We start from the raw sequence: 25,074 nt of genomic DNA on the forward strand, positions 1-25,074 counted from the left end.
GTACGGCGCCCTGAACTTCTGCGCGATCCGGGACATCGAAAGGGCGCTGGGGACTGACAACCGGGGGTGGACCATGAAAGGTCAGGTATTCGGACGGTACGAGCGGAACCCGCAGCCAAGCGCCGCAAGGTGGCTCAGGCGGTAGCAGTACTGCTCCTGGCAAGCACGGCAACAGGTCGTCATTCCAGCCCTCGTCCGTCATGGGGCTGAGCGGCGGCCTTCCTCCAGGACTGAGAGGAGGTAGTCGCCGTAGCCGGACTTGGTGTGGTTGTCGGCGCAGCGCTGCAGGCCGGCGTCGTCGATGAAGCCCCGGCGCCAGGCGATCTCCTCAGGGCAGCTGATCTTCTGGCCCTGCCGCGTCTCCACCGCGCGGACGAACTCGCCGGCCGCCATCAACGCGTCGAACGTCCCGGTGTCGAGCCACGCAGTACCGCGCGGAAGTACTTCGACCTGCAGCCTCTTCTGCTCCAGGTAGCTCGCGTTGATCGCCGTGATCTCCAGCTCGCCACGATCCGACGGCTTGATCTCCTTGGCGATCTCGACGACATCGCTGGAGTAGAAGTACAGCCCCGGTACGGCGTACTTGCTCTTCGGTCGGTCGGGTTTCTCCTCGAGGCTCAGCGCCCGCCCGTCGTCGTCGAACTCGACCACGCCGTACGCCGACGGGTCCGCCACCCGGTACGCGAAGATCACCCCGCCGTCCACCTCGTTGAACCGCTGCAGGTGCAACCCGAGGCCGGGTCCGTAGAAGATGTTGTCGCCGAGCGCGAGCGCGACCGACTCGGACCCGATGAACGACTCCCCGATCAGGAACGCCTGGGCGAGCCCCTCGGGCGCCGGCTGTTCGGCGTACGAGAGCTCCATCCCGAACTGCGAACCGTCGCCGAGCAACCGCTGGAACTGCGCGGTGTCCTCGGGCCGGGTGATCACCAGCACCTCGCGGATGTTCGCCAGGATCAGCGTCGACAACGGGTAGTAGATCATCGGCTTGTCGTACACCGGCAACAACTGCTTGCTGAGCCCCATCGTCAACGGGTGCAGCCGCGTCCCGTCACCGCCGGCCAGGATGATCCCTCGCATTCCGGCGACAATACCGCCGCGCTCCTCCGATCGAAGTCCCGTCTTGGTGTCTCAACCCTCACCACCGCTGCGATCGCTCGGCCGGAACGTCGCCAACGTCCAGGCCGAGTACTTCTAGCTCTCCAGGTGGTAGTCGGCGAAGCGGGTGCGGAGGTCCTTCTTGGAGAACTTGCCGACGCTTGTCTTCGGGACCTCGTCGATGAACTCGACCGCGTCCGGCAGCCACCACTTCGCCACCAGCGGCTCGAGGTAGGCCAGGATCTCCGCCGACGTCGCGGTCTCGCCCTCCTGCAGTACCACGCATGCCAACGGCCGCTCGTCCCACTTCGGGTGCCGTACGCCGATGACGGCCGCCTCCTTGATCGCCGGGTGCGCCATCAGCAGGTTCTCCAGCTCCACCGAGCTGATCCACTCGCCACCGGACTTCACCAGGTCCTTCGTCCGGTCGACCAGCCGCACCGAGCCGAATTGGTCGATCGCCGCGACGTCGCCCGTCTTCATCCAGCCGTCCTCGGTGTTCAGCTCGACACCTTCGTCGGGCCGGTAGTACTCGGCCGCGATCCAGGGACCCCGCACCTGCAGCTCACCAGTCGCCTCGTCATTCCACGGCAGCGGCGTGATCGACCCAGGCTCGACGATCCGTACTTCGACACCCGGTAGCGGCTGGCCTTGCCGGGCACGGAGCCGGGCCTTCTTGTCCTCTGGCAGGTCGTCGAAGCGAGCCGGAACGTGCGCCGCAGTGGCGACCGGGCTCGTCTCGGTCATCCCCCACGCCTGCAGGATCGGCTTCCCGAGCTTCTCCCGAAACGCCTCCGACAGCGCCTGCGGTACTGCGGAACCGCCGCACGGGACTCGCCGCAGCTTCGGCAGCTCCACTCCGTCGAGCAGCGGCAGCAACCCCTGCCAGATGGTCGGAACGCCCGCGGCCAGGGTCACCTCCTGCTCCTGCAGCAGCTTGAGGATCCCCTGTGGAGTCATGTCCGGCCCCGGGAACACGAGGTTGGCGCCGGCCATCGGAGCCGCGTGCGCGAGACCCCAGGCGTTCGCGTGGAACATCGGCACCACCGGCATCACCGTGTCGGTCTCGGTCAGCCCGATCCCGGCGTTGGTGAGGACGCCGATCGAGTGCAGCCAGGTCGAGCGGTGCGAGTACACGACGCCCTTGGGGTTGCCCGTCGTACCGCTCGTGTAGCACATCGCCGCGGCCTGGTTCTCGTCCTCGACGTGGAACTCGACCGGCTCGGCCGCCGCGAGGAGCTCCTCGTAGTCGTGGAACCGCTGGTCGTCCGGCACCTCCACTCCCGGGGCTCCGGCCGGCAGGTCGTCCATCACCACGACCTGCCGGACCAGCGGCAACCGGTCGAGCAGCGGGAGGAACAGCCCGAGCAGCGACCGGTCGACGAAGACGACCTCGTCCTCGGCGTGGTTCGCGATGTAGACGACCTGGTCGGGGAACAGCCTGATGTTCAGGGTGTGCAGGACCCGCCCGGTGCACGGCGCGGCGAAGTACAGCTCGAGGTGGCGTCCGGAGTTCCAGGCGAACGTCCCGACGCGCCCGTCCGCACTGATGCCGAGTGTGTCGAGCACCCCGCCCAGCCGCCTGGTCCGCGCCGCCCACTCGGCGTACGTCGTCGTGGTGGGCGCGGGTCCGCCGGTATGCACGGTCTTGTCCGGGAAATGCTGCTCAGCCCGCCGGAAGATCGAGTCCAGCGACAACGGGAAGTCCTGCATCAGACCTTTCATGACCACACTCTGCCAGCCCCGCTGTCGGCTTGGCCATGCTCCCGCGCGGCGCGAGAGCATGGCCGACGGCCTAGCCTTCGATCAGGTCGAACTCGTTGCCCTCGGGGTCGGCGAGGGTGATCCAGTGCGCGCCGCCCTGCCGTACTTCGTTGACCTGGGCCGCGCCGAGTCCGAGCAGCCGGTCGAGCTCTGCGTCGAACTCCTTACTCAGCAGGTCCAGGTGCAGCCGGTTCTTCACCTGCTTACCTTCTGGCACCTGATGGAAGGTCAGTCGGGGTGAGCCGTCGACGGCGGCGAACTCGGCCGTCGCGCCGGGGTTGACGCTCGATCCGAGCGTCTCAGCCCAGAACGCCGCCAGCTTGCCGACGTCGGCAGTGTCGATGCTCAGCCCGATCACGGAACTCGTACTCATGGCGATACTTCCCTTTCCTGAGGGGATAAAGGCGGTCAGATAGCGGTGCGGCCGCCGTCGACCGGGACGGTGGCTCCGGTGACGTAACTGGCGGCGGGCGAGGCGAGGAAGGCGACGACCTCGGCGATCTCCCGGGGCTCGGCGGCACGGTCCATCGCGGTCGTGCTGCCGAGGGACTTGATGAAGTCGGCGTCCCCGCCGTCGGTGTAAACCGGGCCGGGGGCAACGAGATTGACCCGGACGTTGCGCGGGCTGAACTCGGCCGCCCAGGCCCGCGTCATCGACGACAGCGCCGCCTTGGTCGCGCCGTACGCGGCACCACCCGGCAGCCCGACCTGGCCGGCCATGCTGCCGATGTTCACGATGCTCCCGGTACCGCGAGCCGCCATGCCCGGCGCGAACGCCCCGACCAGCAGGTACGGCGCGCGCACGTTGGCGGCGAACAGCGAGTCGACGCGATCGGCCGTGAGCTCGGCCGTCGGACCGAAGAGGGAGAACCCGCCGTTGTTGACCAGCACGTCCACCTCACCGGTCTCTTCCGCGAGCCGCTGGACGGCGGCGGCGTCGGTGAGATCCGCGGCGACGAAACGCGCCTTGCCGCCGGCGTCGGCGATCGTCTTCACGGTCTCGGCGCCACGGGCGGCATCCCGCCCGTGGACCAGCACTTCCATCCCAGCGGCTCCCAGCCGGAGCGCGATCGCCCGGCCGATCCCGGAGGTGGCACCGGTGACGAGTGCGGTCTCTGCCATGAGCTTCTCCTTTGTAAGGCAGACAGGTCTGTCTGTATGATTTGGATACTAGACAGACCTGTCTGCTAAAGTCAAAGACATGTCTGCCAAGTCACCAGCCGCCGAGACGCAGCCCACGAAAGACCGGGCCGCGAAGAGCCCGGGCGCGAAGGCGACCGCGCCGGGCGCGAAGGCGCAATCCCCGGCTGCGAAGGCGCCGTCTCCCAAGGAGCGGAGCGCGGCGGCCAAGGCGCGATTGCTGGCCGCGGCGAACGAGTTGTTCTACGCCGAGGGCATCCAGGCGGTCGGCATCGACCGGGTGATCGAGCACGCCGGGGTGGCGAAGGCCACGCTCTACAGCGCATTCGGCAACAAGGAGGGCCTGATCCGGGCCTACCTGCAGGCGCGGCACGACGCGACCAGCAACGGGATGAGCCGGGAACTCGAGGCGCGGTACGCGACCGCCAAGGAGCGACTCGTCGGCGTCTTCGAAGTACAGGGGTTGTCGTTCGCCGATCCGGCGTTCCGCGGGTGTGCGTTCATCAGCGCCAACGCGGACGCGCCGAACATCCCGGCGGTCGAGGAGGCATCACACAACTACCGGGACTGGGTGCACAGCCTGTTCCTGGATCTCGCGACCGAGGCCGGCGCCAAGGACCCCAGACTGCTCGCCCAGCAGTTGGTACTGCTCTATGACGGTTCGGGTATCAGCGCCTGGCTCGACAACGACAGAACAGCGGACAACACCGCTCGCACGGTGGCCGCCGCTCTGGTGGATGCCGCTATTCCCAACTCCTGACCGCCGCGGTTCCTGAGATCACCCCGACCACGGCTCGGCTTTTGTTGCTACCGGTTGGCCAGTGCGGGCGGACTCCTCGATGGCCAGGGCGAGGAGGTGGTCCTGGGAGGCCTCGGCCAGTGGGTACGGCGGCGGTCCGTCGCCGCGGGCGAAGGCCGTCATCCGGTCGAGCAGGGTCGCGATCGAAATGTCCTCGTCGGCCAGTCGCACGTCCGGGAAGGGGTTGCGATAGAGCACCTGCCCGTCGAGCGACAGGTGGTCCAGAGCGAAACCTTCCAGGTTGAGGTCGATGCCGGTCTGGCGGCGGAACAGGCGTGACTCCACAACCGTGGTGGCGTCGGCGAGGCGAATGAGGCGGTCGTCGACCAGTTCACCCCGGCTGCCGCGGATCACGATGCGGTTCTGGCGGAGCGGGTTGTGCCACTGGTTGTCGGTGAAGTCGTAGAGCGCCGTCCGGCCGTCTCCGAAGTCGATCGTCGCCAGCGTGGTGGTGGCCTCCTTCGGCTCGTCGTTGCCCGACCAGCCGTCACGAACCATCGGGTCGGCCAGCGGCGCGACGAACTTGCTGGCGTGGACCGTGGCCGGCCCGCGCCCCGCGTCGAGCAGTCGGCGGACGACTGCCAGCGCGTGGTAAAGGTGCGTGGACGACAACTGGACCGACGTGACCTGGCCGAGCGCTCCCGAGTCGATCAGCGCCGCCTGCGCAGCATGTGACGACAGGAACGGATTCTGCTCGGCCACCTGGACGAGCCCGGTCGCGCCGACGTCCGACCAGAGCCGGTGCAAACCGTCGAGATCCGGCGCGGGCGGAGTCTCGCTCAGTACCGGGATGCCGAGGGCAACGAGTTCCCTGGTCACGCGCGGAGTGACGTCCCACGGCACGGAGACGATCACGAAGTCCGGCTTGTCCGCCGCCAACTCGCCCACCGAGCGGTAGGTGGGGACGCGCCACTCGCGTTCCACCTCCTGGCCGCGTTCCGCGGTACGGGTGACGACTCCGCTGACTGTGAACCTTTCCGGCATCGCTTCCGCCAGTCGGTGGAAGAAGCCGGTGCGCCAGCCGCTCCCGACGATCCCGTACCGCCCCGGCCTGGCGTTGTCTTGTGGAAGTGTCGCCATGTCGCCCCTTCATCGTTCCGTCCCCGCCGGAGCATTCTCCCCCCGCCGCCTCCGCTCAAAGATTAGTTGACACGACATACGTGTCGTGTAATCTATTGGTCATGGACATCAGCAGAGTGAGTGCGCTCAGCACCGGCACCGTCCGGATCCGGCCCGAACATGTCGGCCCCACGGACAAGCACCTGTACGTCTGGCTCGCCACCTCGCGCAGTTGGACCCCGCCGCGACCGATCAACGTCTACGTCGTCGAGCACCGGGAGGGTCTGGTGTTGTTCGACACCGGCCAGGACCGCGCCTCGGTGACCGAGCCCGACTACTTCCCGGGCGGGCTCAACGGCCTGATCTACGACCGGCTCGCCACCTTCGACATCGGTCCCGAGCAGACGTTGACCCGCCTGCTCGCCGCCAACGGGTACGACATCCGCGACGTGCACACCGCCGTCCTCTCGCACCTGCACCAGGACCACATCGGCGGCCTCCCCGAGCTCAGCCACGCCCGCATCGTGATCGCGGACGACGAGTGGAAGTCGATGCGCCGCCCGCTCGCGGCCGCGCGCGGCTACCTGCGGCAGCACATCGACCGCCCCGATCTCCGCTGGGAGCGGATTCACCTCGAGCCGCTGGAAACCGGTCCGTTCACCACCGGCCACGACCTCTTCGGCGACGGCAGCCTGGTGCTCCTGCCGACTCCCGGCCACACGCCGGGCTCGCTGTCGATGCTCGTACGCCGCCCCGGCAGGCCGCCGCTGCTCATGGTCGGCGACCTCACGTACGACGCCGAGCTCCTCGCGGCCGGGGAGGTCCCTGGAGTCGGGAAGAAGTCGGAACTCCGGCAGTCCGTTGCCAAGGTCAACGAGTTGCGCGGGCAGTACCCCGGCCTGGTGGTTCTGGCCGCCCACGATCCCGCCGCGGCCGGGCGCCTCGTCGTACCAGCTGATGGTTCAGCGCAGGGAGTGGGCTCGTGAAGGTCGCGGAGGAATTGCGCTACCTGATCCTAGCGATCCAGCGCGAGGGGAACCGGCTGCTGGCGGCGGAGCTCCGGCCGTTGGGCGTGACGCCGTCACAGGCCGAGGTGCTGCGCGTACTGCGCGACCACGGGCCGCTCACGTTGAACGCCCTGGGCGGGTTGCTTGTCTGCGAGACGGGGAACAGCCCGAGCCGGCTGGTCGAACGGCTCGTCACGCAGGGACTCGTCCAGCGCGACACGGATCCGGACGACCGCCGCTACCTCGCGCTGAGCCTGACCGCTGAAGGGAAGGCCCTCAGCAAGCGGATCGTCGCGGCCGAGGAAGTGCTGCACAACGGCATCGAACAACTCGTCGCCGGACAACCGGTGGACGAGACCATCACCACGCTGCGCGCGCTGGCCGGGGCCTTTCCCGCCGGAGAAGCCCTGGCCCGCCGCCGCGCCGCCGAGGAGGACTGAACCCCCATGGAACAAGCGACTCTGACCATCCCCGGATCACCCGTCGACGTTCTGCTCGATCCCCTCGCACTTCCCTTGTGGAACGAGGCTTTCCTGCACATCGACGGTCCGGCTGTCCCTGCCGTCGGCACCCGCTACACGCTACGTGTCCGCCCGGGTCTCAGCGGCTGGCTCGAGTACACGGCGATCACCAGCGACCGCGTGGAGCTCACCTGGCAGGTCCCGGGTTTCCACGAGCACGGTGTCTGGTTGATCGAGGACGGCCGAGTCACCCATTCGTTTGAGCACGCCGGCCCGCTGGCCGCAGTACTGCGTTCTGCCTATCGCGGGATCGCCGCAGTACGGCTGGAGCGGTTGCGCGAGCGGGTGCTCAGCCTCTCCACGTTGTAGTCATTGGAAGTGCGCGCCGGGTTTGCGGTAGCCGCGGAGGAGGTCCCGGGAGATGATCAGGCGCTGCATCTCGTCCGTGCCCTCGAAGATGCGCCAGAGACGGACCTCGCGGAACCAGCGTTCGATCGGGAGTTCCTTGGTGTAGCCCATGCCGCCGTGGATCTGAAGCACCCGATCGGCGACGCGGTTCACCGTGTTCGTGCCGTAGAGCTTGGCGATCGCGCTGTCGTGCTGGGGATGCCGGCCCTGGTCGACGGTCCAGGCGGCGTACAGGACCAGCCAGCGGGCCGCCTCCAGCTCGACCTCGGAGTCGGCGATCATCCACTGGATCGCCTGGTTGTCGGCGATCGGGCTGCCGAAGGTCTGGCGGGTGTTGGCGTGCTCGATCGCCAACTGCAGAAGGCGTTCGCAGACGCCGATCCCGCGGGCCGGGATGATGAACCGGCCCTTCATGATCCAGCGCATCGCCAGCTCGTAGCCCTGGCCGATCTCGCCGAGCACGTGATCCTGGGGCACCCGGACGTCGTCGAAGTTCAGCGTCGCCGGGACCGCCTGGCCCATCGTGACAATCTCGTCGGAGGTCCAACCGCGGTCCCGATCGACCAGAAACGCGGTGAAGCCGCCCTTCGAGCCCTTCTCCGCATCCGTCACCGCGATCACGATGGCGAAGTCTGCTTCGTTACCTCCGGTGATGAAGGTCTTCTCGCCGCGGATCACCCAGTCGTCACCGTCGCGGCGCGCGGTGGTGCGGATCGCGCGGGTGTCGGAGCCGGCGCCGGGCTCGGTGATCGCGAAGCAGGACCGCCGCTCGCCGGAGATGGTCGGCAGCAGGTACTCCTTGCGCTGCTCCTCATTACTCTCGAAGAGAATGTTGTCGGCCTCGCCGCCGAACGAGAACGGCACGAAGCTCCGGGCCAGCTCGCTGGTGATCAGCGCCTGGTCGACCGACGACAGGTCCATCCCGCCGTACTCCTCGGGCGTGCTCAGCCCCCAGAAGCCGAACGACTTCGCCTTCTGCCGGAGCTCGTTCACGACGTCCGGCTCCAGCCCGGGCAACCCCTCCCGCTCCCGCTTGAGCACCTCGTTCTCCAGCGGCATCAGCTCCCTGCGCACGAACTCGCGCGTCGTCTCGCGAATCGCCCGCTGTTCCTCACTGAGCGAGAAGTCGACCATCAGCCCTCCATCGATCACGGTGTTCAACCACCGTAGGCCGATCTACGCCGCAACACATGTCGATGGAGATTCGCAGTACGCGTTCACCGGACCGCCACCACTCACCAAGGGCGCGGGATCTCAGGCTGCGGCTCGGCTTGAGCCTGCAGCCTGCGGGCACCGAGGGTTTGGTGAGTGGTGGACGTCCGCGCCTCAGGGAGCGGTGGGGACGGAGCGCTTGTGGATGGTGCGGCGGTGGAACGCGATGATCGTGTCGGCGGCCTGCTCGTCGACCGGCTTGCCTTCGAGGAAGTCGTCGATCTGGTCGTAGGTGACACCCAGCGCGACCTCGTCGGGCAGGCCCGGGTTGTTGGTCTCCAGGTCCGCCGTCGGGATCTTGCCGGTGATCTCGTCGATCGCGCCCAGGCGTGATCCGATCGCCCGCACCCGCCGCTTGGTCAGCCCGGCGAGCGGAGTCAGGTCGCACGCGCCGTCGCCGTACTTGGTGAAGAACCCCATCACCGCCTCCGCCGCGTGATCCGTACCGACCACCAGCCCGCCGCGCGCGCCGGCCACGACGTACTGCGCGATCATCCGCTGGCGCGCCTTGATGTTGCCGGTGTGGTAGTCCGCCCGGTCGCCGAGATCCGAGTGCTTGACCGACTCCACCATCGCGTCCGTGGCGGGTTTCACGTCGACCGTGAGCGTCTCGTCCGGGCGGATGAACTCGAGCGCCCGCTGGGCGTCCACCTCGTCGGCCTGTACGCCGTACGGGAGGCGCATCGCGACGAAGGTGGCGTTCCCGCCACCCGCGCGGACCCGCTCGACCGCGAGCTGGCAGAGACGCCCCGCAGTACTGGAGTCGACGCCGCCGCTGATGCCCAGCACGTACGTCGAGGCGCCGCTGAGGCGGAGCTGGTCCGTCAGGAAGTTGAGGCGGCGCTCGATCTCGAGGTCCGGGTCGAACGACGGGGTCACGCCGAGCTCGGCGACGATCAGCTCCTGCAGGTACTGGCGGTCGAGCTCGCTCATCGGACTCCCTCGTCGGTGCGGACAGACGAGACCAGCCTATTTCTCCGGATCCGGGAGCCGTCCGGGGGTCGCCGGACATAAGGATTCCCCGCGCACCCGGAAGAGCTCACTTACCCTTGCTGCCTTCCGGCCCTGGGGGAGTTGGGCGAGATACCGCCACGCGGGGAACCATCGAAGAGTGTACGGGATCGAGGGCCCCATCCAGCAAACCGGGTCAACCGGCCACAGCGAACCCCCGCCAGGCAGCCCGCAGTACCGGAATAGAGCAGCTCCGCCGCGAGTTGCCGGTTGTATGGGAACCCTCGACTTCGGCCGCTTCGGGATCACCACCGGGCTGGACAGCAGCCCCGAGTCACTGGCGGCAGCGGCTGCCGCGGAGGAGCTCGGCTATCCAGCGATCTGGCTGTCCGGCGGCCCGTTGCCCGGGCTACAGACCATCGTCGACCTGATCCAGGCGACCGAGACGATCAGATTCGTCAGCGGGATCCTCGCCGTCGACAGATTCAGCGCTGCCGACGTCAGCGCGACGTACGAGCAGCTGGAGGCGTCTGCGCCTGGACGTTTCACCGTCGGCCTCGGCGGAGCGCACGGGCCACGACCACTCGGCACTCTGAACAACTACCTCGACCAGCTGACCGCAGTACCGACCGACCACCGCGTACTGGCTGCGCTCGGCCCGCGGATGCTCGAACTGGCCCGCGATCGCACGGCCGGCGCCTATCCCTTCCTCATCCGCTCCGAGTACACGGCAGAGGCCCGCCAGACGCTCGGCCCGGACAAGCTGCTCGCGGTATCCCACCTCGCCGTCGTGGAGACCGATCCCGACCGCGCCCGGGCGATCGCACGGGGAACGATCAGTTTCTTCCCGCGGATCCCTGGCTACCTCGCCTCGCTGAAGCGGCAGGGATTCAGCGACGAGGAGATCGCCGAACTGCCCGATCACGTCGTCGATTCGCTCGCCGCGTGGGGTACCCCGGCCGACATCGCCGCGAAGCTGACCGAACACCTCGACGCCGGCGCCGACCACGTCGCCATCAACGTGATCACCGGCGTCACCGGCCCCCAACCGATCGACCAGTGGCGCGCTCTGGCGGACGCCGTACTCTCCTAGCCTTTGATCCTGTTGAGCAGCGCAGGGATCCAGTGGTCGCCGTACCGTTCCCGCAGCTCGTCGCGCTGCCAGTCCTCGCCCGTCACCTTCCCCCGGCAGAGCGATGACCCGCAGTTGCACACCATCTCGAAGTCGGTCCCCGTGCTCGTGCCGTAGTCGCTGGTGATCTCGTCGCCCGGCGCAATGTCCCAGCGGGCCTCGAGGGTGACGGCGTCGATCCACCAGAGGTTCGGATCACAGCTGTGGTTGCCATAGGCAATTACTGGCCGCGGATCGTTGGGAAGAACCAGATGCTCGTCGTCGGCCAGGGTGATCGTGTCCACTGGCGGACTCTTCAGCAGTTCGCGAAGCTCGGCCGTGCTCACCTTCCGCCCAGCCAGCCGGGAGACCACCTCACCCTTGCTGATCGCCTTGGTGGCGAACAACCCCTGCCCGGCGATCCCGGACCGGCGTACCTCGAGACCCGGATGCGACCAGGTGACCGGCTTCTCGTACAGCCGCACCGTGCTCTCGAGCTTGTCGTACGTGTACGGCGTCACCTCGCCGGTCGGCTCGAACCCCTGCCTGCTCCAGAAGCCCGCGGCCTGTTCGGCATTGGTATCCACCACCGCCAACCTGAGCTTCCACCACTCGCTCCCGAGGTACTCCTCGAGCAGCCTGTACGCCGCCGCGCCCGCTCCGCGGCCCTGGTAGTTCTTGTGGACCTCCAGCAGCCCGATGAACGCCGTACGCTCGTCCGGGTATCCCTTGAGCAGGTCGATCACCGCGACGAGTTGATCCCCTTCCCAGGCTCCGAGCACTACCTTCGCTTCCTCGGGCAGTCCCTCGGGTCGCATCATCAGAAGGCTCTGCGCATCCGCCGGGCCTGGCGGATAGCCCGTGATCCGCTCGGTGTAGCCCGGGTCGGACTCGATCAATTCCTGGAGTTCGTCGACCTCGTCTGGCGTGATCTCCCGCAGCCTCACTCCGCCTCCTCCAGTTCGGTGACACTGCCGGCCATGATTTTGCGGACGTTCCTGGTCACCTTCTCCGGCGCCCAGTCCCACCAGGCGACCGCGAGCAAGCGGGCGATCTCCTCGTCGCTTAAGCGTTTGCGGATCACCTTGGCGGGGTTGCCGCCGACGATCGCGTAGTCCGGTACGTCGTCGACCACCACAGCCCCCGACGCCACGATCGCGCCGTGCCCGATCCGCACGCCCGGCATCACCATGGCGCGGTACCCGAACCAGACGTCGTTCCCCACCACGGTGTCCCCGCGCCCGGGCAATCCGGTGATCGGGTCGAAGTGCTCCGCCCACGCACCACCCATGATCGGGAACGGGGAACGTCGACGGCCCGTCCATCCGGTGGTTGGCCCCGTTCATGATGGTCGTCGTCCCCGTCCCCAGCGCGCAGTACTTCCCGATCCGCAGCTTCTCCGGCCCGTAGTGGTACAGCACGTTCTCCACCCCGAACGCCTCCGGCGCCACGGGATCGTCGTAGTACGTGAACTCCCCCACCTCAACCAACTCCGACTGGACCAGCGGCTTGAGCAACACCACCCGCTCAACCCCAGCCATCGGCCGCAACACCCTCGGATCAGGCCCCATCGCCATCCCCCGACCCTAGAACCCCCGCCCACCCACCTGCGCCCTATTTACCTCACGCCTCCGGTCTCCGGGGCCCGATTTCACCCCCTACCCCGGTCTCGCGTATCCTCTCGCCTTGGAGGATTCGCCTAGAGGCCTAGGGCGCACGCTTGGAAAGCGTGTTGGGGGCAACCCCTCACGAGTTCGAATCTCGTATCCTCCGCCACTCTCCGAGAGGCAAACAGAACCACGTTTCGGCAGGTCAGAGCGTGGCTTCGGCCTCCGGAGGGACGAACACAGAGGAAGGCCGGTCGCCTCAGCGACCGGCCTTCCTCTCAGTCAGGGTCTCAACGACCCTGTCAAGCCGACACTAGAGACCCGGCAGAGCCGACCTCTGGCCGGTTCTGATCGGTCGGCGCCGGGCCCAACTCAGCGGAAGGGCGGTGGCCTCACATCCACGGGTGGTGCGATATAGGTCCCACGGTCTGGCCTGCCCTGCGGATCTGCCACTCCCGGCCCTCTCGCCCCCAGCTCCCGCCGGATTACCTCACCCGCATTAGAATCCAACAGGCACTCGCTGTTGAGCGGGCATGCGTCCGCGAGAATCGCCATCACGGTCATGGGCTGCCGCTGTATACCGACGAGGATATGTGCGACCCAGCGCCCTCCTTCATCCGGCTCGACTGGCTCCGAGACGAACCATTCAGCCGTGCCCTCAGAGATGCGCGCCGGTCTCGCGATGGCGAAAAGGAAGCGCGCGTCGGTGGAAGCGCGCCTATAAGTCCCTCGGACCTCAATCTGCCAACCGGTCTCCAGCACAGAGACCGACACTGAAGTCACCGTAGGGAGTTCCGCCTCCCTTTCTGTCTGAGGATTGCCGCTGCTGCCATCTACAGTGACGCGTTGGCTTGAATCCTCATTCGTCTGGGAATCGTTTCCGCCAAGCGATGCAGCCACACCGATGATTGCAGCGGCAATCGTCGCAGCTGCTCCAATTGAAGCCACGAGAACTGCTTGCCATCTCTCGAGGTGACGTACTCGACCACGACTGGCCACTATCCGATCGTCCCCCACACCGCAGGGGAAGTCGACTTCCGGAGCGCGACTCCTGACAGATGTGCACACGCCGGACTAGACCATCCGTACCTGAGCCGGAGCCGTCCAGATATGCACTCACCTCTGGCGCGTTGCCCAGTTGGCCTGAAACCACGGGGTTGACGCCGTGCTAACCCCTCAGACGTCACGTTGCAGGCTGTCTCACTGTCCCAGAACCCCGCCGGGTGGCTTCAGACATTGTCGGCTCTTCACAATGCAAAGTGTCTTCGGTGACGCTGATGCGCCGATTGTGGTCGAACTCGCGCAAAAACCAGATCTACAAGGCGTTCCAGGAGGTCGAACGCGTGATGCGGACCGTGGCGCTGCTGCGGTTCCTCGCCGACTCGGGGCTGCGGGCACGGGTGACCGCGGCCACCAACAAGGCCGAGGCCTACAACGGGTTCTCCGCTTGGACCCCGGTTCAGCAACCAGGGCGTGATCGCCGAGAACGACCCGGCCGAGCAGGAAAAGTCGGGTCAAATGGAACTCGCTGCTGTGCCACCTGATCGTGTTCCACACCGCGATCGACATGATGGAGGTCATCCGGCAGCTGGTTGCCGAGGGGTGACAGGTGACCGCTGACGATCTGGCCCAGCTCTCGCCCTACCTGACCTCCCACATCCTCCGGTTCGGCGCCTACGCAACCGACGAACTCCACATCCCGCCGGACGTGTTCGACCCCGCACTGGACGAGGTCGACTTTGGCGGCGAACAGCCCGCGGCCGCGTAGCAGGGCACGGTAACGCAGCAGAGGGTTGGTCTAGCGCCTCCCCCATGCAGGGCGACACTGGAGGGCCGAGAATCCTCCATCGCTCACGCAGCACGCGTAACCCACGCAAATGTCCGCGGCCGGGCGCTCGTCCGGGATCGGCGCCGGCTCGATGCCGGCGGCAGCGCGACTGGACCATCCCGGCGCGCGATGCCGGCGGGGCGTCGGCGATGCTGTGGGCATGGAGTACGTGTCCAGAGTGCCGCGGCCGCCGCTGGACGGGCTGATCGACGACCTCTACTACCTGGAGGGTGCGCCGCCGTACGCCCGGCTGACGCTGCCGGCAAGTCCGGCGGCGTTGCTCATCGTCAACCTCGGGGCGCCGTTCCGCATCCGCGCCGGCACCGACATCGAGACGGCCGAGTACGCCGACGGCTGCGTGGTCACCATGCCCACCCGCGCGTTGGAGTTCGGCTACCCACCCCGGACCCGGTCCGTCGGCGTGCACTTCAAGCCGTGGGGGCCGGCGCCGTTCCTGCCGATGCCCGCGGCCGAGCTGTGTGACCGGCCGGTGACGGTAGAGCAGGTTTGGGGCCGGCCCGCCGTTGCTGAGCTGCGAGACCGGCTGGCCACAGCCGACGGACCGCACGAGATGCTGACGCTGCTCGAGGAGGAGCTGATGCGACGGCTGTGCGAGACCGCCGGCCTGGGGCTGGTCCGCCATACGAGCAGTGTCATCGCGGCGACCAGCGGGGCGGTGGCGATCGGCGACCTGAGGGTGGCAGCCGGTGTCAGCAGCACTCATCTGGCACAGCGGTTCAAGGAGCTCATCGGAGTCACGCCGAAGCGGCTGGCCCGCACCTACCGCTTCGCCGCCACCGTGTTAGCGATCAACCCCGCCGGACCGATCGACTGGGGCGACGTCGCCGGTGGCGCAGGCTACTTCGACCAGGCCCACTTCGGCCACGAGTTCCGTGCGTTCACCGGGCTCACGCCGACCCGGTACGTCGAAGTCCGGCGGCGGTTCCTGCGCGAACATCCCGGCCACGTGCTGGACGGCTGGCCGCTGCCGGCTGATTGATTTCTTACAAGAGCGACAGCTCACGACACGCTAATTTGGGGGCACCCCAAAGCAGAGGAGAGCCCCGTGGGCAAGGTGGTCATGTACAGCTCGGTGTCGGTGAACGGCTTCATCGCGGACGAGAACGACCAGCCCGGACCGCTGTTCGACTGGTTGACCAGCGGTGACGTCCCGTTGGACGACAGCGGCGTGCTCAAGGTGTCACAGGTGTCCTACGACTACACCCGGGCGTACTGGGACCAGATCGGGGCGACAATCGCCGGCCGCCACGTCTTCGACATGACCGACGGCTGGGACGGGAAGCCTCCGGGCGGGATCGACCACGTGGTCGTCGTGACACACCGACCGAAGCCCGAGGGCTGGGACCCCGAGGCGCCGTTTCACTTCGTCGACGGCGTCGAGGCAGCCGTGGCCAAGGCGCAGGAGCTTGCCGGTGACCGCCTGGTCGAGGTCGCCGCCGGCGACGTCGGTGGCCAGGCGCTTGCCGCAGGTCTGGTCGACGAGGTGCGCATGGACGTCGTACCCGTCGTGTTCGGGTCCGGCAAGCGCTACTTCGGGTCGGTCCACGCGCAGCACCTGTTGGAGGATCCTGACGTGGTGATTCAGGGCAACCGGGTGCTTCACCTGCGCTATCGGGTGCGCCGTTGACCGATCTGAGCGGGTACGCGAAGAAGTCCACCGCGAACGGTGACACAAGATCGGGCCTCCGGCTGCGTTAGCGCATCGCTGTCCCTGGTCGGGCAGCCGACGCCGATCCGCCCCAGGGCGTGACGGCCAGGAGACCTAGGCGTGCCATCGAAGGTCTCAGAAGGGGTCTCAATCGCCACGGTTCGGGGGCGTTCAGGATCGTTCGTACGGACCATGGCGCAGACTCGGAACTGGCCACGCGATCCCCTGAACGTTGCGTCGCGGTCTTGGAAAGCGTGTTGGGGGCAACCCCTCACGAGTTCGAATCTCGTATCCTCCGCCACTCCCCCGGAGTCAAGAAACCGCAGGTCAGAGCATGGTTTCGGGCTCTACAGGGATGAGCGAGGAAGAAGGCCGGTCGCATCCGCGATCGGCCTTCTTCTCGTTCAGGGTCTCAACAGCGCATCCCCGGCGCGAGGGTTCACGGACTCGCTCGGGGGCGTTCGGATCGACTACCGGCTGAGCGGCTCCGCCGCTGACGTCGCGATCAGGATCTCGGGCTCGCGGGGGAAGGTCCGGACCATCGACGTGCCGCAGGCGCCGCCCGGCAAGGACCGCGTCGAGCGCTGGGACGGGCTCACCAACAGCGGCCGGCCGCTGGGCGACGGTACATATCGGGTCGTGGTCGCAGTAACCGGCGGGAACCAGAAGGACGCGGGCAGCATCGAGCCCCAACGCCACTTCTTCCCGGTCCGCGCTCCTCATCGCAACGAGGCGCTGTGGGCGATTTCGGCGCACCGCGCAACGACGGCCGAGTGCACAAGGGCTTCGACGTCCTCGCCCGCTGCGGGACTCTACTTGCCGCCGCCGTGACCGGCACCGTCGTCAAGCGCGCCCACGACTCCCGCCTCGACGGCAACTACGTCGTCATCCGGGGGCTGGGGGAGAAGCGGAAGTACTGGTATGCGCACATGGTCCATCCCTCGACCTTTCAGAAGGAGAGCCTCGTCCACGTCGGTCAGATCGTCGGGTACGTCGGCAAGACAGGGAATGCCCGGACGGCGGGTTGCCACCTCCACTTCGAGGTTCACGTCAACGGGCGTCCTGTCAACCCGGAGCCATACATGCAAGCCTGGGACCGCTACAGCTCATCAACCTCGAGCGCCTGGAGGAGCGATGTCCGAGGAAAAGATGGAGCGGGCGGTTCAGCAGGCTCTGGCTCGCGAGGGGATCGCCGATGAGGTGATCGCTGCAGGGCAGTTCAACCCCCGCGGCCAGACCGGCTCGCTCTTCGCCGGCGGTTTGGTGGGCGGCAGCTTGGGCGAAGTCGGTGGCTCGGTAGGTGAGGCCGTCGGTGACTTCGCGGGCGTGATCGGAGGCATGCGCGCGAACGCGGCCGCCCACGGGATGCCCCAGTTCATGTTGGTCGGAGTGACCGCCGACGGGGTTTACGGCTTCGAGGGCCGGTCGCGCAGCAAGGAACCCGGCGCGATGGTCTTCAAGGCCGCGAGGGCGGGGCTGGAGGTGAAGGTCCACAAGCGAGTGAACGTGAGGGTGCTCGAGCTGATCCATCCCGAGAGCAACTCGCGGATCGAGCTCGAGGGCAGCAGGGTGCCACTGACCCATTCCAAGGACGTGATCGAAGCGCTCTCCGAGGGCTAGCTCACAGCGATACCGACTAGCTGGGTGGCGACGGCCAGGCGGGGCGCGATCCGTCATGGTGAGCCGACTGACGGGTGCCCGCCCAGCGCCTGTCCTGTGTTCCAGCACCCGCACTTAGCGACGGCTGGAACACACGGGCATGGCCGCCAGCCGCGGCCGGCGGGTCTCAAAGTGGGTCTCATCCGCCAGCGTTCCGGAGCGTTCGCGAGCGTTCAGTGCACTCACGGTCAGGGCTCAGCACTAGCGCTCGATCCTCCCCGAACGTCGAATTGCGGAAAGCGTGTTGGGGGCACCCCTCACGAGTTCGAATCTCGTATCCTCCGCCACTCCCCGAGAGGCAGAGACCGCAGGTCAGAGCGCGGTTTGACTCTCTGAGAGGAACGACAAAGCCGGGGCGGCTCCCACATCTGGGAGCCGCCCCGGAGTCGTTCCGTCTCAGTTTCCGTCTCAGTTGTCCCTAGTACGGCAGCCGCACTTCGTGATGTTGGGGGCGACGACGGTGCGACACAGACCCGATGGCGCGGCGACGCTGGAGAAGGATCAGTTCATCGTCCAGGGCTTGAGCTTGGCGGGATGGTGGGTGATCCGGCCGCCAGTGCCGCGTTGTGATACCGCTTAACCTCTCCGTATTTCGGTAGCTGTCTCGGCGTGATGCAGCAGATCGGGCAGGCTGGAGCGTCGTCAGGGTATGAACCTCGTACCGGAGGCGGCTGTGGAGCCGGTCTCGTTCGATGACCTGGTGGCGTCTAGTGGGCGCAGGTTGCTGCGGCTTGCGCTGATGCTGTCGGGCAGCCTGCACACGGCCGAGGATCTGGTCCAGACCGTGCTGGTGCGGGCGTATCGGCACTGGGACCGCGTCGCGGCTGCCGACCGGCCGGAGGCGTACCTGCGGCGGATGGTCGTCAACGAGTTCCTCAGCTGGCGTCGGCGGATGACCAGCCGGGAGGTCCCGGTCGCGGAGTTGGGCGATGTTCCTGGCGTCGAGGACGCCAGCACTCGGCAGGCCCAGCGTGACGCGATGTGGCGGTTGCTGGCGCTGCTGCCGCGGCAGCAGCGGGCTGTCTTGGTGCTGCGTTACTACGAAGATCTGCCGGACGCCGAGATCGCCGCGCTGCTGGGTTGCTCGCCGAGCACGGTCCGCTCGAACGCCGCCCGGGCGCTGGCGAGCCTGCGCAGCGGCGTACCGGGCCTTGATACTGACACGGAGGCATTGCCATGACGAAGACCGACGACGACGACCTGGTGCAACTGCTGCGGGAGACCTTTGCCGACGCCGAGCGCCAGGCGACCGACCAGCATCGGCTGCCGGCGATGCCCGGCACGCCGCGCCGCGGTCGCTGGCTCGCGATCGCGGCCGCTGCCTCGGTCGCAGCGGTCGCCATCTCGGCCACCCTGCTCGGTGGCCCGGGGCCGGACGAGCCGATCGGCGGGTCGACTGTCACCACGACCAACCAGACACCGGCCACAGCGCCGGGCGGTGGGCCGGGCACTGGGCCGACCGGCGGGACGATGTCCGGGCACGTCGTCGCCGACGCGAAGATCTACGGCGCCGTGATGAAGGCGATCACCGTCATGGACCGTCCGGGCGCGGGTTGGCCGGTGCTGTTCGTACTGGACGCCCCACGGGCAAACGCGGCCGACGGTACCTTCACCGACGAGCCGCTGGCGCCGATCGCGCCCGCGATCCAGCAGCAGATCGCGGCGGAGATTCGCGAGGTCGCGCCGGTCCGCTGGGTCAGCAAACCGAACGCGGCCAAGCAGGGCGGTACCGCCTGTGGTCAGGTTCTGGACGGCGGCGCGATCGTCACCCTCGGCGAGATCCACCCAGCGGGAGGCAACCGGCTGGATGTCCGCGTCAGCCAGTGGATCGGATGCGCCGGCGCGCACTGGCTCACCTACCGCCTCGAACGCGCCGGCGCCGATTGGCAGATCACGGGCACGGTCGGCCCGCAGGTGATCTCCTAGAGTTCCAGCCGTAGTTCGTGATCAGGCGAGTTGGGCTGTTTGACGGCGGTGGTGGCAGTCGCGTGCTCGGGCTTGGTGGCGGCGTCGCCAGCGTGACCAGTGCGGCAGGTGGGCCGCACCGTGTCGGCCGTGGTTGCATCAGCGACCGGCCAGGCGTGCCGAAACATGATCTACGCCCCGCGGAGGACCCGGTCGCCGAGGTCCGAGCGGCGGTAGAGGATTGAGCGGCCGTGCCGAGCCGAGATGAGCAGGCCGGCCGCGCGCAGTGCGCGCAGGTGCTGGTTGACCGCGCTCGGCGTGACGTCGAGGCGCACGGCGAGCTCGGTCGACGACGTCGGCGTCTCGAGCAGCCTCAGCAGCTGGGCACGGACACGGCCGACGAGGCCCACTAGGGCGGTCGGCGGCGTGGTCGTCTTGGTCTCCCACAGCGTTCCGAGACCGCGTGCCGGGTACAAGATGTGCGGCGGCTCCTCGGGAGAGATCGGCACCGATCCGCGCCGGCTGAAGAGCGAGGGAGTGAGCGTCAGGCCGCGACCGGCGGTCGAGGTGCGGTAGGAGTAGTCGCTGCGCAGACGTACCCGGAGGACGGTGTCGTCGAGGCGTACATGTGGGTCGATTCCTGCGAACATCGCCGCGAGGCCGGCTTGCGCCATGACCCGGCCGCGGTAGACGACGTCGGCCTCGAGCACTGTCCGCATACGCGCCCAGTACGGCTCGAAACAGGCCTCCCAGTAGTCCCGCAGCGCTGCCAGCACACGGTCGAGCACCTTGTCCGGCCGACCCCGAAGTACCGGCGGGAGCATGGCCGGATGGATCTCCGCCAGATCCGCGCGTACGACGCCGGCCGGTGTGCCCGTGAGCGCCGCCAACTCGTCGTCGATCCTGCCAAGCGGTGTGTAAGGCCGCGGAGTGAGGAAGTCCGGCGTCCACAGCGACTCGTTCGTCAACGCGCCGAGCAGTTCCAGGTCGAGCCCGGCACGCGCCGGCCCGGTGGCCCGCAGCCAGGGCAGTTGAAGCGGGAATCGGCCGGGGTCGCGCAGGGTCCGCAGGGAGAGGACCAACTCGTTCAGCGGCGAGATCGCGAAACGCACTTCGCCGAGGTCGTTGCCCGCGAGCTCGTACTCGATCATGAAGCAATACGCTACATCGCTGGTACCGGAAGACCTCCGGATGCCACAACTGTCAGGTGCCTGAACTCCTCCGCGATCCCCTCGAGCGCGCACTCGCCTCCGCCGTGGCCGCGATGTCGCTGTCCCGTGGAATGTTCTTCGCCGTCAGCGCCCTGTACTTCACCCGCGGAGTCGGCCTGTCTCCCGCCGTCGTCGGGATCGGTCTTACCCTCGCCGGAGGGGTCGGCGTCCTGGCGTCGTACGCCGGTGGGCGACTGAGCGACCGATGGGGTGCCGATCGGCTCCAGCAGTGGGCGCTGGCCGCGAACGGAGCCTCGCTCCTGGCGTACGCCCTCGCCGGCAACGTCGTCAGCTTCGTCCTGGTCGCGGCTTGCGTCTCCGCCACCCGCGGCCTGCAGAGCACCGCCCAGATGACGATGCTCGCCCGTTGGTACGTCGGCCCGGAGCGGGTCGCTGTCCGCGCCCGGCTGCGGGTGGTGATGAACGTCCTTATCGGCATCGGCACCCTGCTCGCGGGACTGGCTCTGATGGCCGACACCACAAAGGCATACCGCCTGACGGTGGTACTCGTCGGCGCGTTCACGATCCTCGGCACGGTCCCACTGATTGGCCTGCGCCGCAGGGTCGCCGGGCTGGCTGCACGGATGGACGCCTCCGGTAGCGCCGAGGCGTCACGCGGACGCTCCCCCCTACGGGATCGCACGTACGTCGCCTCGACAGTCCTCAACGCCGTACTCGCGATCCACTTCGGGCTGACAACGGTCGGGATCCCGCTGTGGGTGGCAGACCACACCGATGCCCCGACCATCGCCGTATCCGCGCTCCTGCTCGTCAACACCGCCTACGTAGCGCTCTTCCAAGTCCGTGCCTCCCGCGGCACACAGAATTTGCGCACCGCTGGGCGGTCAGTACGCCGAGCGGGCCTGCTCCTGCTCACCGCCTGCCTGCTCTTCGCCTTAGCAGGCCATCTCGGCGCCGCGGCAGCAATCGCCGTCCTGTTCCTCGCCGCCCTCGCCTCCTCCGCAGCCGAGACGCAAGGCGAAGCAGGAGGCTGGGGCATGGCCTTCGAACTCGCCGACCCCACTCGCGCCGGCGCCTACCAAGGCCTCAGCCAAACCGGCAACGCACTCGCCCTGATGCTCGGCCCCGCCGTCGTCACCACAACCGCGATCGACCACGGCACGCCAGGTTGGATCGCGCTCGGCACACTCTTCGCGGCCACCGGCACCGCAACCGCGGTCGTCGCGAACCACGCCGCCACACGCAGGGATCAGCGCGACACGCCCGTCGGCACCACTCCCGCCTGCACTTAATGCAAGTGACCCGATGATCAGCTGTGCCTGCGACGTACGGCGATCGAACTCAGGACCACACCGACAGAACCCAGACAATCGCTCACCGATTGCCACTGTGTTCCAGCGCTCTAAGGCGCGCTGCCGTCTCCTCGGCTGCCGATTGTCCCGCTCTCGGTCGCCACGTCTAGGCCCTGCGGTCGCGTCGCATGCGATCGGCTACGCCGACCCCAGACCCGGCACCCGCTCGCACCGATCTGGCGGCTGCAAGAAGGACGGAGCAGAGTGGGGCTACCGGCGCTCAGCGGCGCGCCTGTGGTCCAAACTAGGAGGAACTCGGCATGTCCCATCACCTCGACACCCCGCTCGCAAGTCAGACCGGCCAGCTCTACATCGATGATCTGTATGTCTTCGACAGCGAGGGCAACACGGTGTTCATCATGGACGTCAACTCCAACGTCAACGGCCTGCACTCCGAGCCTGGGTTCCATCCGGAGGCGCGCTATGAGTTCAAGGTGCACTTCGACGGAGCGGACTTCGAAGCCCTCACCTACCGGGTCTCGTTCGGTGAAGCCGACTCGGACGGGCGACAGGCCCTGCAGCTGCACGCGCTCACCGGCGACCAGGCGCGCGAGGACTCCGCAGATGGCGAACTCGTGCTGGAGGGCCAGACCGGCGAGGCGGCCAGCGGGGGCGGCACCCGGATCTGGGCCGGACGCATCGGCGACGCGTTCTACATCGACCTGTCGCTGCTCACCATTGTCAACGGGGCGGTGGCAAACGGGACCGCCCCTGACCTGTCGGCATGGCGGCCGGAGAACGCGAAGAACAGCTTCGCCAACACCCACGTCGACTCCATCGTCCTCGAAGTCTCCCACCAGCACCCGCAGCTGCGACCCGGCGCCCGCACCAGCGTGTGGTGCGCCACCAAACTTGCCACCGACGCGGGCGGCTGGCGGCAGATCAACCGCTTTGGGCATCCCATGATGTGGCCGATCTTCTGGCCCAACGACACCGACTTCTCCGACCCCGCCAACACCCTGCACCCGTCCGAAGACTTCAACGCCATGGGCCAGTACATCGGCGAGCAGATCTCCGCCGTCGTGGCGGCCAGCGGGACCTCCGATGACCCCCAGGGCTACGGCCAGACCGTGGCCCGGCGGCTGTTCCCCGACGTCATGCCCTACGTGGTTGGCACGCCCGCGACCTACGGATTCGCCGCCTTCAACGGCAGGACGCAGGCCGACAACGCACCCGAGGCAATGCTGTCCCTCGTCACCAACACCGCAGTACCGTCAGGGCTGAAGCCGTCCGTATCCGAGCATCTGCGGGACAGCAACTTCCCTTACGTTCTTCCAGCGTGACCCACCGCGGATCTCGGACCCATAACGGCATCGCGCCCCTGGTCGATGGCGATCGAGCACGGGAGCCCGAAGTCACACCTGCGGGTGGACCCGGGACCTGTCGGGAGTCGGAGATGAACGGATCAGATCGGAAGTACCGCGCGGTGCGGCTGCTGCAGCAGTACGTCGTCAATCCGCCGGTGCGGTTGGCCTGGTCCCTGGGACTCGCGCCGCCGGGTGACGCACAGCTGGAGACGATCGGCCGACACACCGGACGACCGCACCGTACGCCGATCTGCGACGGACTGGTCGGTACGACGGTCTGGGTGATCGCGCAGCACGGGCGGCGGAGCGACTACGTCCGCAATCTGGCACGTGATCCCCGGGTCCGGGTCCGCACCGGGTCTCGGACCGGCTGGAGAACCGGGATCGCCCACATCCTGGACGGCGACGATCCTGACGCGCGGCGGCGGGAGCTCGGCCGGATCGACGGCTGGCGGCGGCTTTGTCTGAGCGCCTCGTACGCGATGAGCACCGACCCGCTGACGATCCGGATCGATCTCGACCCGGGCCACTGAATCCGCCAGGGCCCGGGGGGAGGGGATGGCCACTGGCCCGCGGCTACGTCGGATCAGGCCCCACGACTTCTCCGGCCACGGCCAGCCACGATTCCGCTTCATGGACAGCTCGACGTACTCGCTCACTCTTTCAGCCCCCCGGCGTCAAGAATCTCTGGATAGCGGTTTGTAGATCACTTGGGACGCTAAGGGATGGGCCCTACCAGGCTTGGGCTCGAGAAGAAGTCCGCAGGCGAAGTGACCCCCGCCGCCACCCTCGCGAAGCCGCCCATGGCCGAAGGACTTCGCGACACCGCACCGAGCAGTTGCTGCATCTCCGGGGGCGGTGGCTCCAGCGCGGCGAGCTGGGCGGTGAACTCGTACATCGGCATGACCTGAGCGTCCCTATTGTCCTGGTACTCCTTCATGGCCGCGTCGTACGTCCGGCTGCCAGTGAAGGTCTGGTCGAGCGCCTGCACGCACAGTTCTGCGTCCCGGAAGGCGTCTTGGATGCCCTGGGCGGTGATGAAGTCCTTGAGATAGCCGGCGTCGCCGACCAGTGCCCAGCCGGGCCCGTACGGTTTGCGGAAGAAGTTGGGGACCGCCATTCCAATGAGTCCGCGTCGATGAGGATCTTGTCCAGGACCGTACGGCGTGGCGCGTACGAGACTCGGAATCCGGCGCCTGCGGGTGATCCCTCGATGGTGACGGCTCCGAAATCGAAGGAGTAGGTGTCGATCGCCGGACAGCCGCTCGCGACCACTTCGGAGAGCAGCCCCCAGCTGTCCAGAGCGGCAAGGCCGGGCGGGTGGATGAGATGCGTGGAGATCGTGTCGCTCGGGAACGTCGCGCGATCGACCACCAGCACCCGGTAGCCGAGGCGGGCCAGGAGCATCGCGGTTGGCGCGCCCGCGCACCGTGCCCCGACGACGATTGCGTCGTAGACCTGGTCCGTCACGAGGTCACCTCGCGATCAGTCAGCGCTGAAGGGATGGTCGCATTGGTGCTGTTCATCGCGTTCCCGCCTGTCCGTATCGATTGGTGACTCGTACG

Annotated in this window: 28 protein-coding genes, 1 tRNA gene, 1 other RNA gene and 1 pseudogene; 18 read left to right on the forward strand and 13 right to left on the reverse strand. The window is 67.7% G+C overall.

Features of this window, described 5'->3' with window-relative positions:
• Positions 1–198: 198 nt before the first annotated feature.
• From rfbA to ACFPJ1_RS35125, 4 genes are all read right to left on the reverse strand, one after another.
• Positions 199–1,080, reverse strand: a complete 882-nt coding sequence (rfbA, locus tag ACFPJ1_RS35110) for a glucose-1-phosphate thymidylyltransferase RfbA (RefSeq protein WP_380110610.1) — start codon at positions 1,078–1,080, stop codon at positions 199–201.
• A 114-nt stretch (positions 1,081–1,194) separates the two neighbouring features.
• A complete protein-coding gene (locus tag ACFPJ1_RS35115) occupies positions 1,195–2,823 on the reverse strand; it encodes a long-chain fatty acid--CoA ligase (RefSeq protein ID WP_380110611.1) in 1,629 nt (542 codons plus the stop codon).
• Positions 2,824–2,893: 70 nt separating this feature from the next.
• Positions 2,894–3,235, reverse strand: coding sequence for a VOC family protein (locus tag ACFPJ1_RS35120; RefSeq protein WP_380110612.1), 342 nt, complete (start codon positions 3,233–3,235; stop codon positions 2,894–2,896).
• A 35-nt stretch (positions 3,236–3,270) separates the two neighbouring features.
• Positions 3,271–3,984 (reverse strand): SDR family NAD(P)-dependent oxidoreductase, encoded by a 714-nt coding sequence (locus ACFPJ1_RS35125; protein ID WP_380110613.1) that lies wholly within the window; start codon positions 3,982–3,984, stop codon positions 3,271–3,273.
• A 79-nt stretch (positions 3,985–4,063) separates the two neighbouring features.
• On the opposite strand from ACFPJ1_RS35125, the gene ACFPJ1_RS35130 reads away from it, so the two are divergent.
• Positions 4,064–4,762 carry a TetR/AcrR family transcriptional regulator gene (locus ACFPJ1_RS35130; RefSeq protein ID WP_380110614.1) on the forward strand — a complete coding sequence of 233 codons (699 nt, stop codon included), beginning with the start codon at positions 4,064–4,066 and terminating at the stop codon, positions 4,760–4,762.
• An 18-nt stretch (positions 4,763–4,780) separates the two neighbouring features.
• Here ACFPJ1_RS35130 and ACFPJ1_RS35135 read toward each other — a convergent pair whose 3' ends face one another.
• Positions 4,781–5,881 carry a Gfo/Idh/MocA family protein gene (locus ACFPJ1_RS35135; RefSeq protein WP_380110615.1) on the reverse strand — a complete coding sequence of 367 codons (1,101 nt, stop codon included), beginning with the start codon at positions 5,879–5,881 and terminating at the stop codon, positions 4,781–4,783.
• A gap of 101 nt (positions 5,882–5,982) precedes the next feature.
• Between ACFPJ1_RS35135 and ACFPJ1_RS35140 the strand changes: the two genes are divergently transcribed.
• The 3 genes from ACFPJ1_RS35140 to ACFPJ1_RS35150 are packed head-to-tail and all read left to right on the forward strand — an operon-like array spanning position 5,983 to position 7,697.
• The gene (locus ACFPJ1_RS35140) at positions 5,983–6,846 is read left to right on the forward strand and encodes an N-acyl homoserine lactonase family protein (RefSeq protein ID WP_380110616.1); all 864 of its coding nucleotides are present in this window, start codon (positions 5,983–5,985) and stop codon (positions 6,844–6,846) included.
• Positions 6,843–7,307 carry a MarR family winged helix-turn-helix transcriptional regulator gene (locus ACFPJ1_RS35145; RefSeq protein WP_380110617.1) on the forward strand — a complete coding sequence of 155 codons (465 nt, stop codon included), beginning with the start codon at positions 6,843–6,845 and terminating at the stop codon, positions 7,305–7,307. Before ACFPJ1_RS35140 ends, ACFPJ1_RS35145 begins: the two co-directional genes overlap by 4 nt.
• Positions 7,308–7,313: 6 nt before the next feature.
• Positions 7,314–7,697 carry an SRPBCC family protein gene (locus ACFPJ1_RS35150; RefSeq protein WP_380110618.1) on the forward strand — a complete coding sequence of 128 codons (384 nt, stop codon included), beginning with the start codon at positions 7,314–7,316 and terminating at the stop codon, positions 7,695–7,697.
• Here the strand turns inward: ACFPJ1_RS35150 and ACFPJ1_RS35155 are convergent, their stop codons facing one another.
• The 3 genes from ACFPJ1_RS35155 to ffs form a co-directional block, all read right to left on the reverse strand.
• The gene (locus ACFPJ1_RS35155; protein WP_380110619.1) at positions 7,698–8,870 is read right to left on the reverse strand and encodes an acyl-CoA dehydrogenase family protein; all 1,173 of its coding nucleotides are present in this window, start codon (positions 8,868–8,870) and stop codon (positions 7,698–7,700) included.
• 192 nt (positions 8,871–9,062) lie between these two features.
• Positions 9,063–9,881, reverse strand: coding sequence for an ammonia-dependent NAD(+) synthetase (gene nadE / locus ACFPJ1_RS35160; RefSeq protein WP_380110620.1), 819 nt, complete (start codon positions 9,879–9,881; stop codon positions 9,063–9,065).
• Between the two features lie 76 nt (positions 9,882–9,957).
• Positions 9,958–10,054: signal recognition particle sRNA small type (ffs, locus tag ACFPJ1_RS35165), an RNA gene on the reverse strand.
• Positions 10,055–10,173: 119 nt separating this feature from the next.
• Between ffs and ACFPJ1_RS35170 the strand changes: the two genes are divergently transcribed.
• Positions 10,174–10,992 (forward strand): TIGR03620 family F420-dependent LLM class oxidoreductase, encoded by an 819-nt coding sequence (locus ACFPJ1_RS35170; RefSeq protein WP_380110621.1) that lies wholly within the window; start codon positions 10,174–10,176, stop codon positions 10,990–10,992.
• Here ACFPJ1_RS35170 and ACFPJ1_RS35175 read toward each other — a convergent pair.
• Together ACFPJ1_RS35175 and ACFPJ1_RS35180 are read right to left on the reverse strand one after the other, a co-directional pair.
• Positions 10,989–11,957 carry a GNAT family N-acetyltransferase gene (locus ACFPJ1_RS35175; RefSeq protein ID WP_380110622.1) on the reverse strand — a complete coding sequence of 323 codons (969 nt, stop codon included), beginning with the start codon at positions 11,955–11,957 and terminating at the stop codon, positions 10,989–10,991. The two genes, ACFPJ1_RS35170 and ACFPJ1_RS35175, sit on opposite strands and share 4 nt — an antisense overlap.
• Complete coding sequence (locus ACFPJ1_RS35180) at positions 11,954–12,301, reverse strand: CatB-related O-acetyltransferase (protein WP_380110623.1); 348 nt, start codon at positions 12,299–12,301, stop codon at positions 11,954–11,956. Before ACFPJ1_RS35180 ends, ACFPJ1_RS35175 begins: the two co-directional genes overlap by 4 nt.
• 397 nt (positions 12,302–12,698) lie before the next feature.
• On the opposite strand from ACFPJ1_RS35180, the gene ACFPJ1_RS35185 reads away from it, so the two are divergent.
• The 10 genes from ACFPJ1_RS35185 to ACFPJ1_RS35230 all read left to right on the forward strand — a co-directional run bounded on the left by ACFPJ1_RS35185 (position 12,699) and on the right by ACFPJ1_RS35230 (position 19,699).
• Positions 12,699–12,786, forward strand: a tRNA-Ser gene (locus ACFPJ1_RS35185).
• Between the two features lie 1,099 nt (positions 12,787–13,885).
• Complete coding sequence (locus ACFPJ1_RS35190; protein WP_380110624.1) at positions 13,886–14,161, forward strand: Tn3 family transposase; 276 nt, start codon at positions 13,886–13,888, stop codon at positions 14,159–14,161.
• A gap of 65 nt (positions 14,162–14,226) precedes the next feature.
• Positions 14,227–14,385, forward strand: coding sequence for a hypothetical protein (locus tag ACFPJ1_RS35195; protein ID WP_380110625.1), 159 nt, complete (start codon positions 14,227–14,229; stop codon positions 14,383–14,385).
• A gap of 109 nt (positions 14,386–14,494) precedes the next feature.
• Complete coding sequence (locus ACFPJ1_RS35200; protein WP_380110626.1) at positions 14,495–15,445, forward strand: helix-turn-helix domain-containing protein; 951 nt, start codon at positions 14,495–14,497, stop codon at positions 15,443–15,445.
• A gap of 66 nt (positions 15,446–15,511) precedes the next feature.
• Positions 15,512–16,093 carry a dihydrofolate reductase family protein gene (locus ACFPJ1_RS35205; protein ID WP_380110627.1) on the forward strand — a complete coding sequence of 194 codons (582 nt, stop codon included), beginning with the start codon at positions 15,512–15,514 and terminating at the stop codon, positions 16,091–16,093.
• 213 nt (positions 16,094–16,306) lie between these two features.
• Positions 16,307–16,945 carry a FlgD immunoglobulin-like domain containing protein gene (locus ACFPJ1_RS35210; RefSeq protein WP_380110676.1) on the forward strand — a complete coding sequence of 213 codons (639 nt, stop codon included), beginning with the start codon at positions 16,307–16,309 and terminating at the stop codon, positions 16,943–16,945.
• On the forward strand, positions 16,852–17,313 hold the full coding sequence (locus ACFPJ1_RS35215) for a M23 family metallopeptidase (RefSeq protein WP_380110628.1): 462 nt from the start codon (positions 16,852–16,854) through the stop codon (positions 17,311–17,313). Before ACFPJ1_RS35210 ends, ACFPJ1_RS35215 begins: the two co-directional genes overlap by 94 nt.
• A complete protein-coding gene (locus ACFPJ1_RS35220) occupies positions 17,249–17,734 on the forward strand; it encodes a hypothetical protein (protein WP_380110629.1) in 486 nt (161 codons plus the stop codon). Before ACFPJ1_RS35215 ends, ACFPJ1_RS35220 begins: the two co-directional genes overlap by 65 nt.
• Before the next feature lie 688 nt (positions 17,735–18,422).
• Positions 18,423–18,953 (forward strand): SigE family RNA polymerase sigma factor, encoded by a 531-nt coding sequence (locus ACFPJ1_RS35225; protein WP_380110630.1) that lies wholly within the window; start codon positions 18,423–18,425, stop codon positions 18,951–18,953.
• On the forward strand, positions 18,950–19,699 hold the full coding sequence (locus tag ACFPJ1_RS35230) for a hypothetical protein (protein ID WP_380110631.1): 750 nt from the start codon (positions 18,950–18,952) through the stop codon (positions 19,697–19,699). Before ACFPJ1_RS35225 ends, ACFPJ1_RS35230 begins: the two co-directional genes overlap by 4 nt.
• Positions 19,700–19,869: 170 nt before the next feature.
• On the opposite strand, the gene ACFPJ1_RS35235 is transcribed toward ACFPJ1_RS35230, so the two are convergent.
• Positions 19,870–20,829, reverse strand: coding sequence for an ArsR/SmtB family transcription factor (locus ACFPJ1_RS35235; protein ID WP_380110632.1), 960 nt, complete (start codon positions 20,827–20,829; stop codon positions 19,870–19,872).
• A 56-nt stretch (positions 20,830–20,885) separates the two neighbouring features.
• Here ACFPJ1_RS35235 and ACFPJ1_RS35240 point away from each other — a divergent pair, with 56 nt between their 5' ends.
• The 3 genes from ACFPJ1_RS35240 to ACFPJ1_RS35250 all read left to right on the forward strand — a co-directional run bounded on the left by ACFPJ1_RS35240 (position 20,886) and on the right by ACFPJ1_RS35250 (position 24,042).
• Positions 20,886–22,142 carry an MFS transporter gene (locus ACFPJ1_RS35240; protein WP_380110633.1) on the forward strand — a complete coding sequence of 419 codons (1,257 nt, stop codon included), beginning with the start codon at positions 20,886–20,888 and terminating at the stop codon, positions 22,140–22,142.
• A gap of 320 nt (positions 22,143–22,462) precedes the next feature.
• Entirely contained in the window at positions 22,463–23,485 is a 1,023-nt protein-coding gene (locus tag ACFPJ1_RS35245; protein ID WP_380110634.1) for a DUF4331 family protein, read from the forward strand.
• Positions 23,486–23,598: 113 nt separating this feature from the next.
• Positions 23,599–24,042: a nitroreductase/quinone reductase family protein gene (locus tag ACFPJ1_RS35250; protein WP_380110635.1), complete on the forward strand. Its 444-nt coding sequence runs from the start codon at positions 23,599–23,601 to the stop codon at positions 24,040–24,042.
• Between the two features lie 185 nt (positions 24,043–24,227).
• Here the strand turns inward: ACFPJ1_RS35250 and ACFPJ1_RS35255 are convergent, their stop codons facing one another.
• Positions 24,228–24,629, reverse strand: a complete 402-nt coding sequence (locus ACFPJ1_RS35255; RefSeq protein WP_380110677.1) for an NAD(P)/FAD-dependent oxidoreductase — start codon at positions 24,627–24,629, stop codon at positions 24,228–24,230.
• A 194-nt stretch (positions 24,630–24,823) separates the two neighbouring features.
• Positions 24,824–24,916 (reverse strand): annotated as a pseudogene (locus ACFPJ1_RS35260) (hypothetical protein); the annotation flags it as partial.
• Between the last annotated feature and the right edge of the window lie 158 nt (positions 24,917–25,074).

Origin of the sequence: Kribbella qitaiheensis (assembly GCF_042657745.1) — a bacterium.
In the GTDB taxonomy this organism is placed as follows: Bacteria; Actinomycetota; Actinomycetes; order Propionibacteriales; family Kribbellaceae; genus Kribbella; species Kribbella qitaiheensis.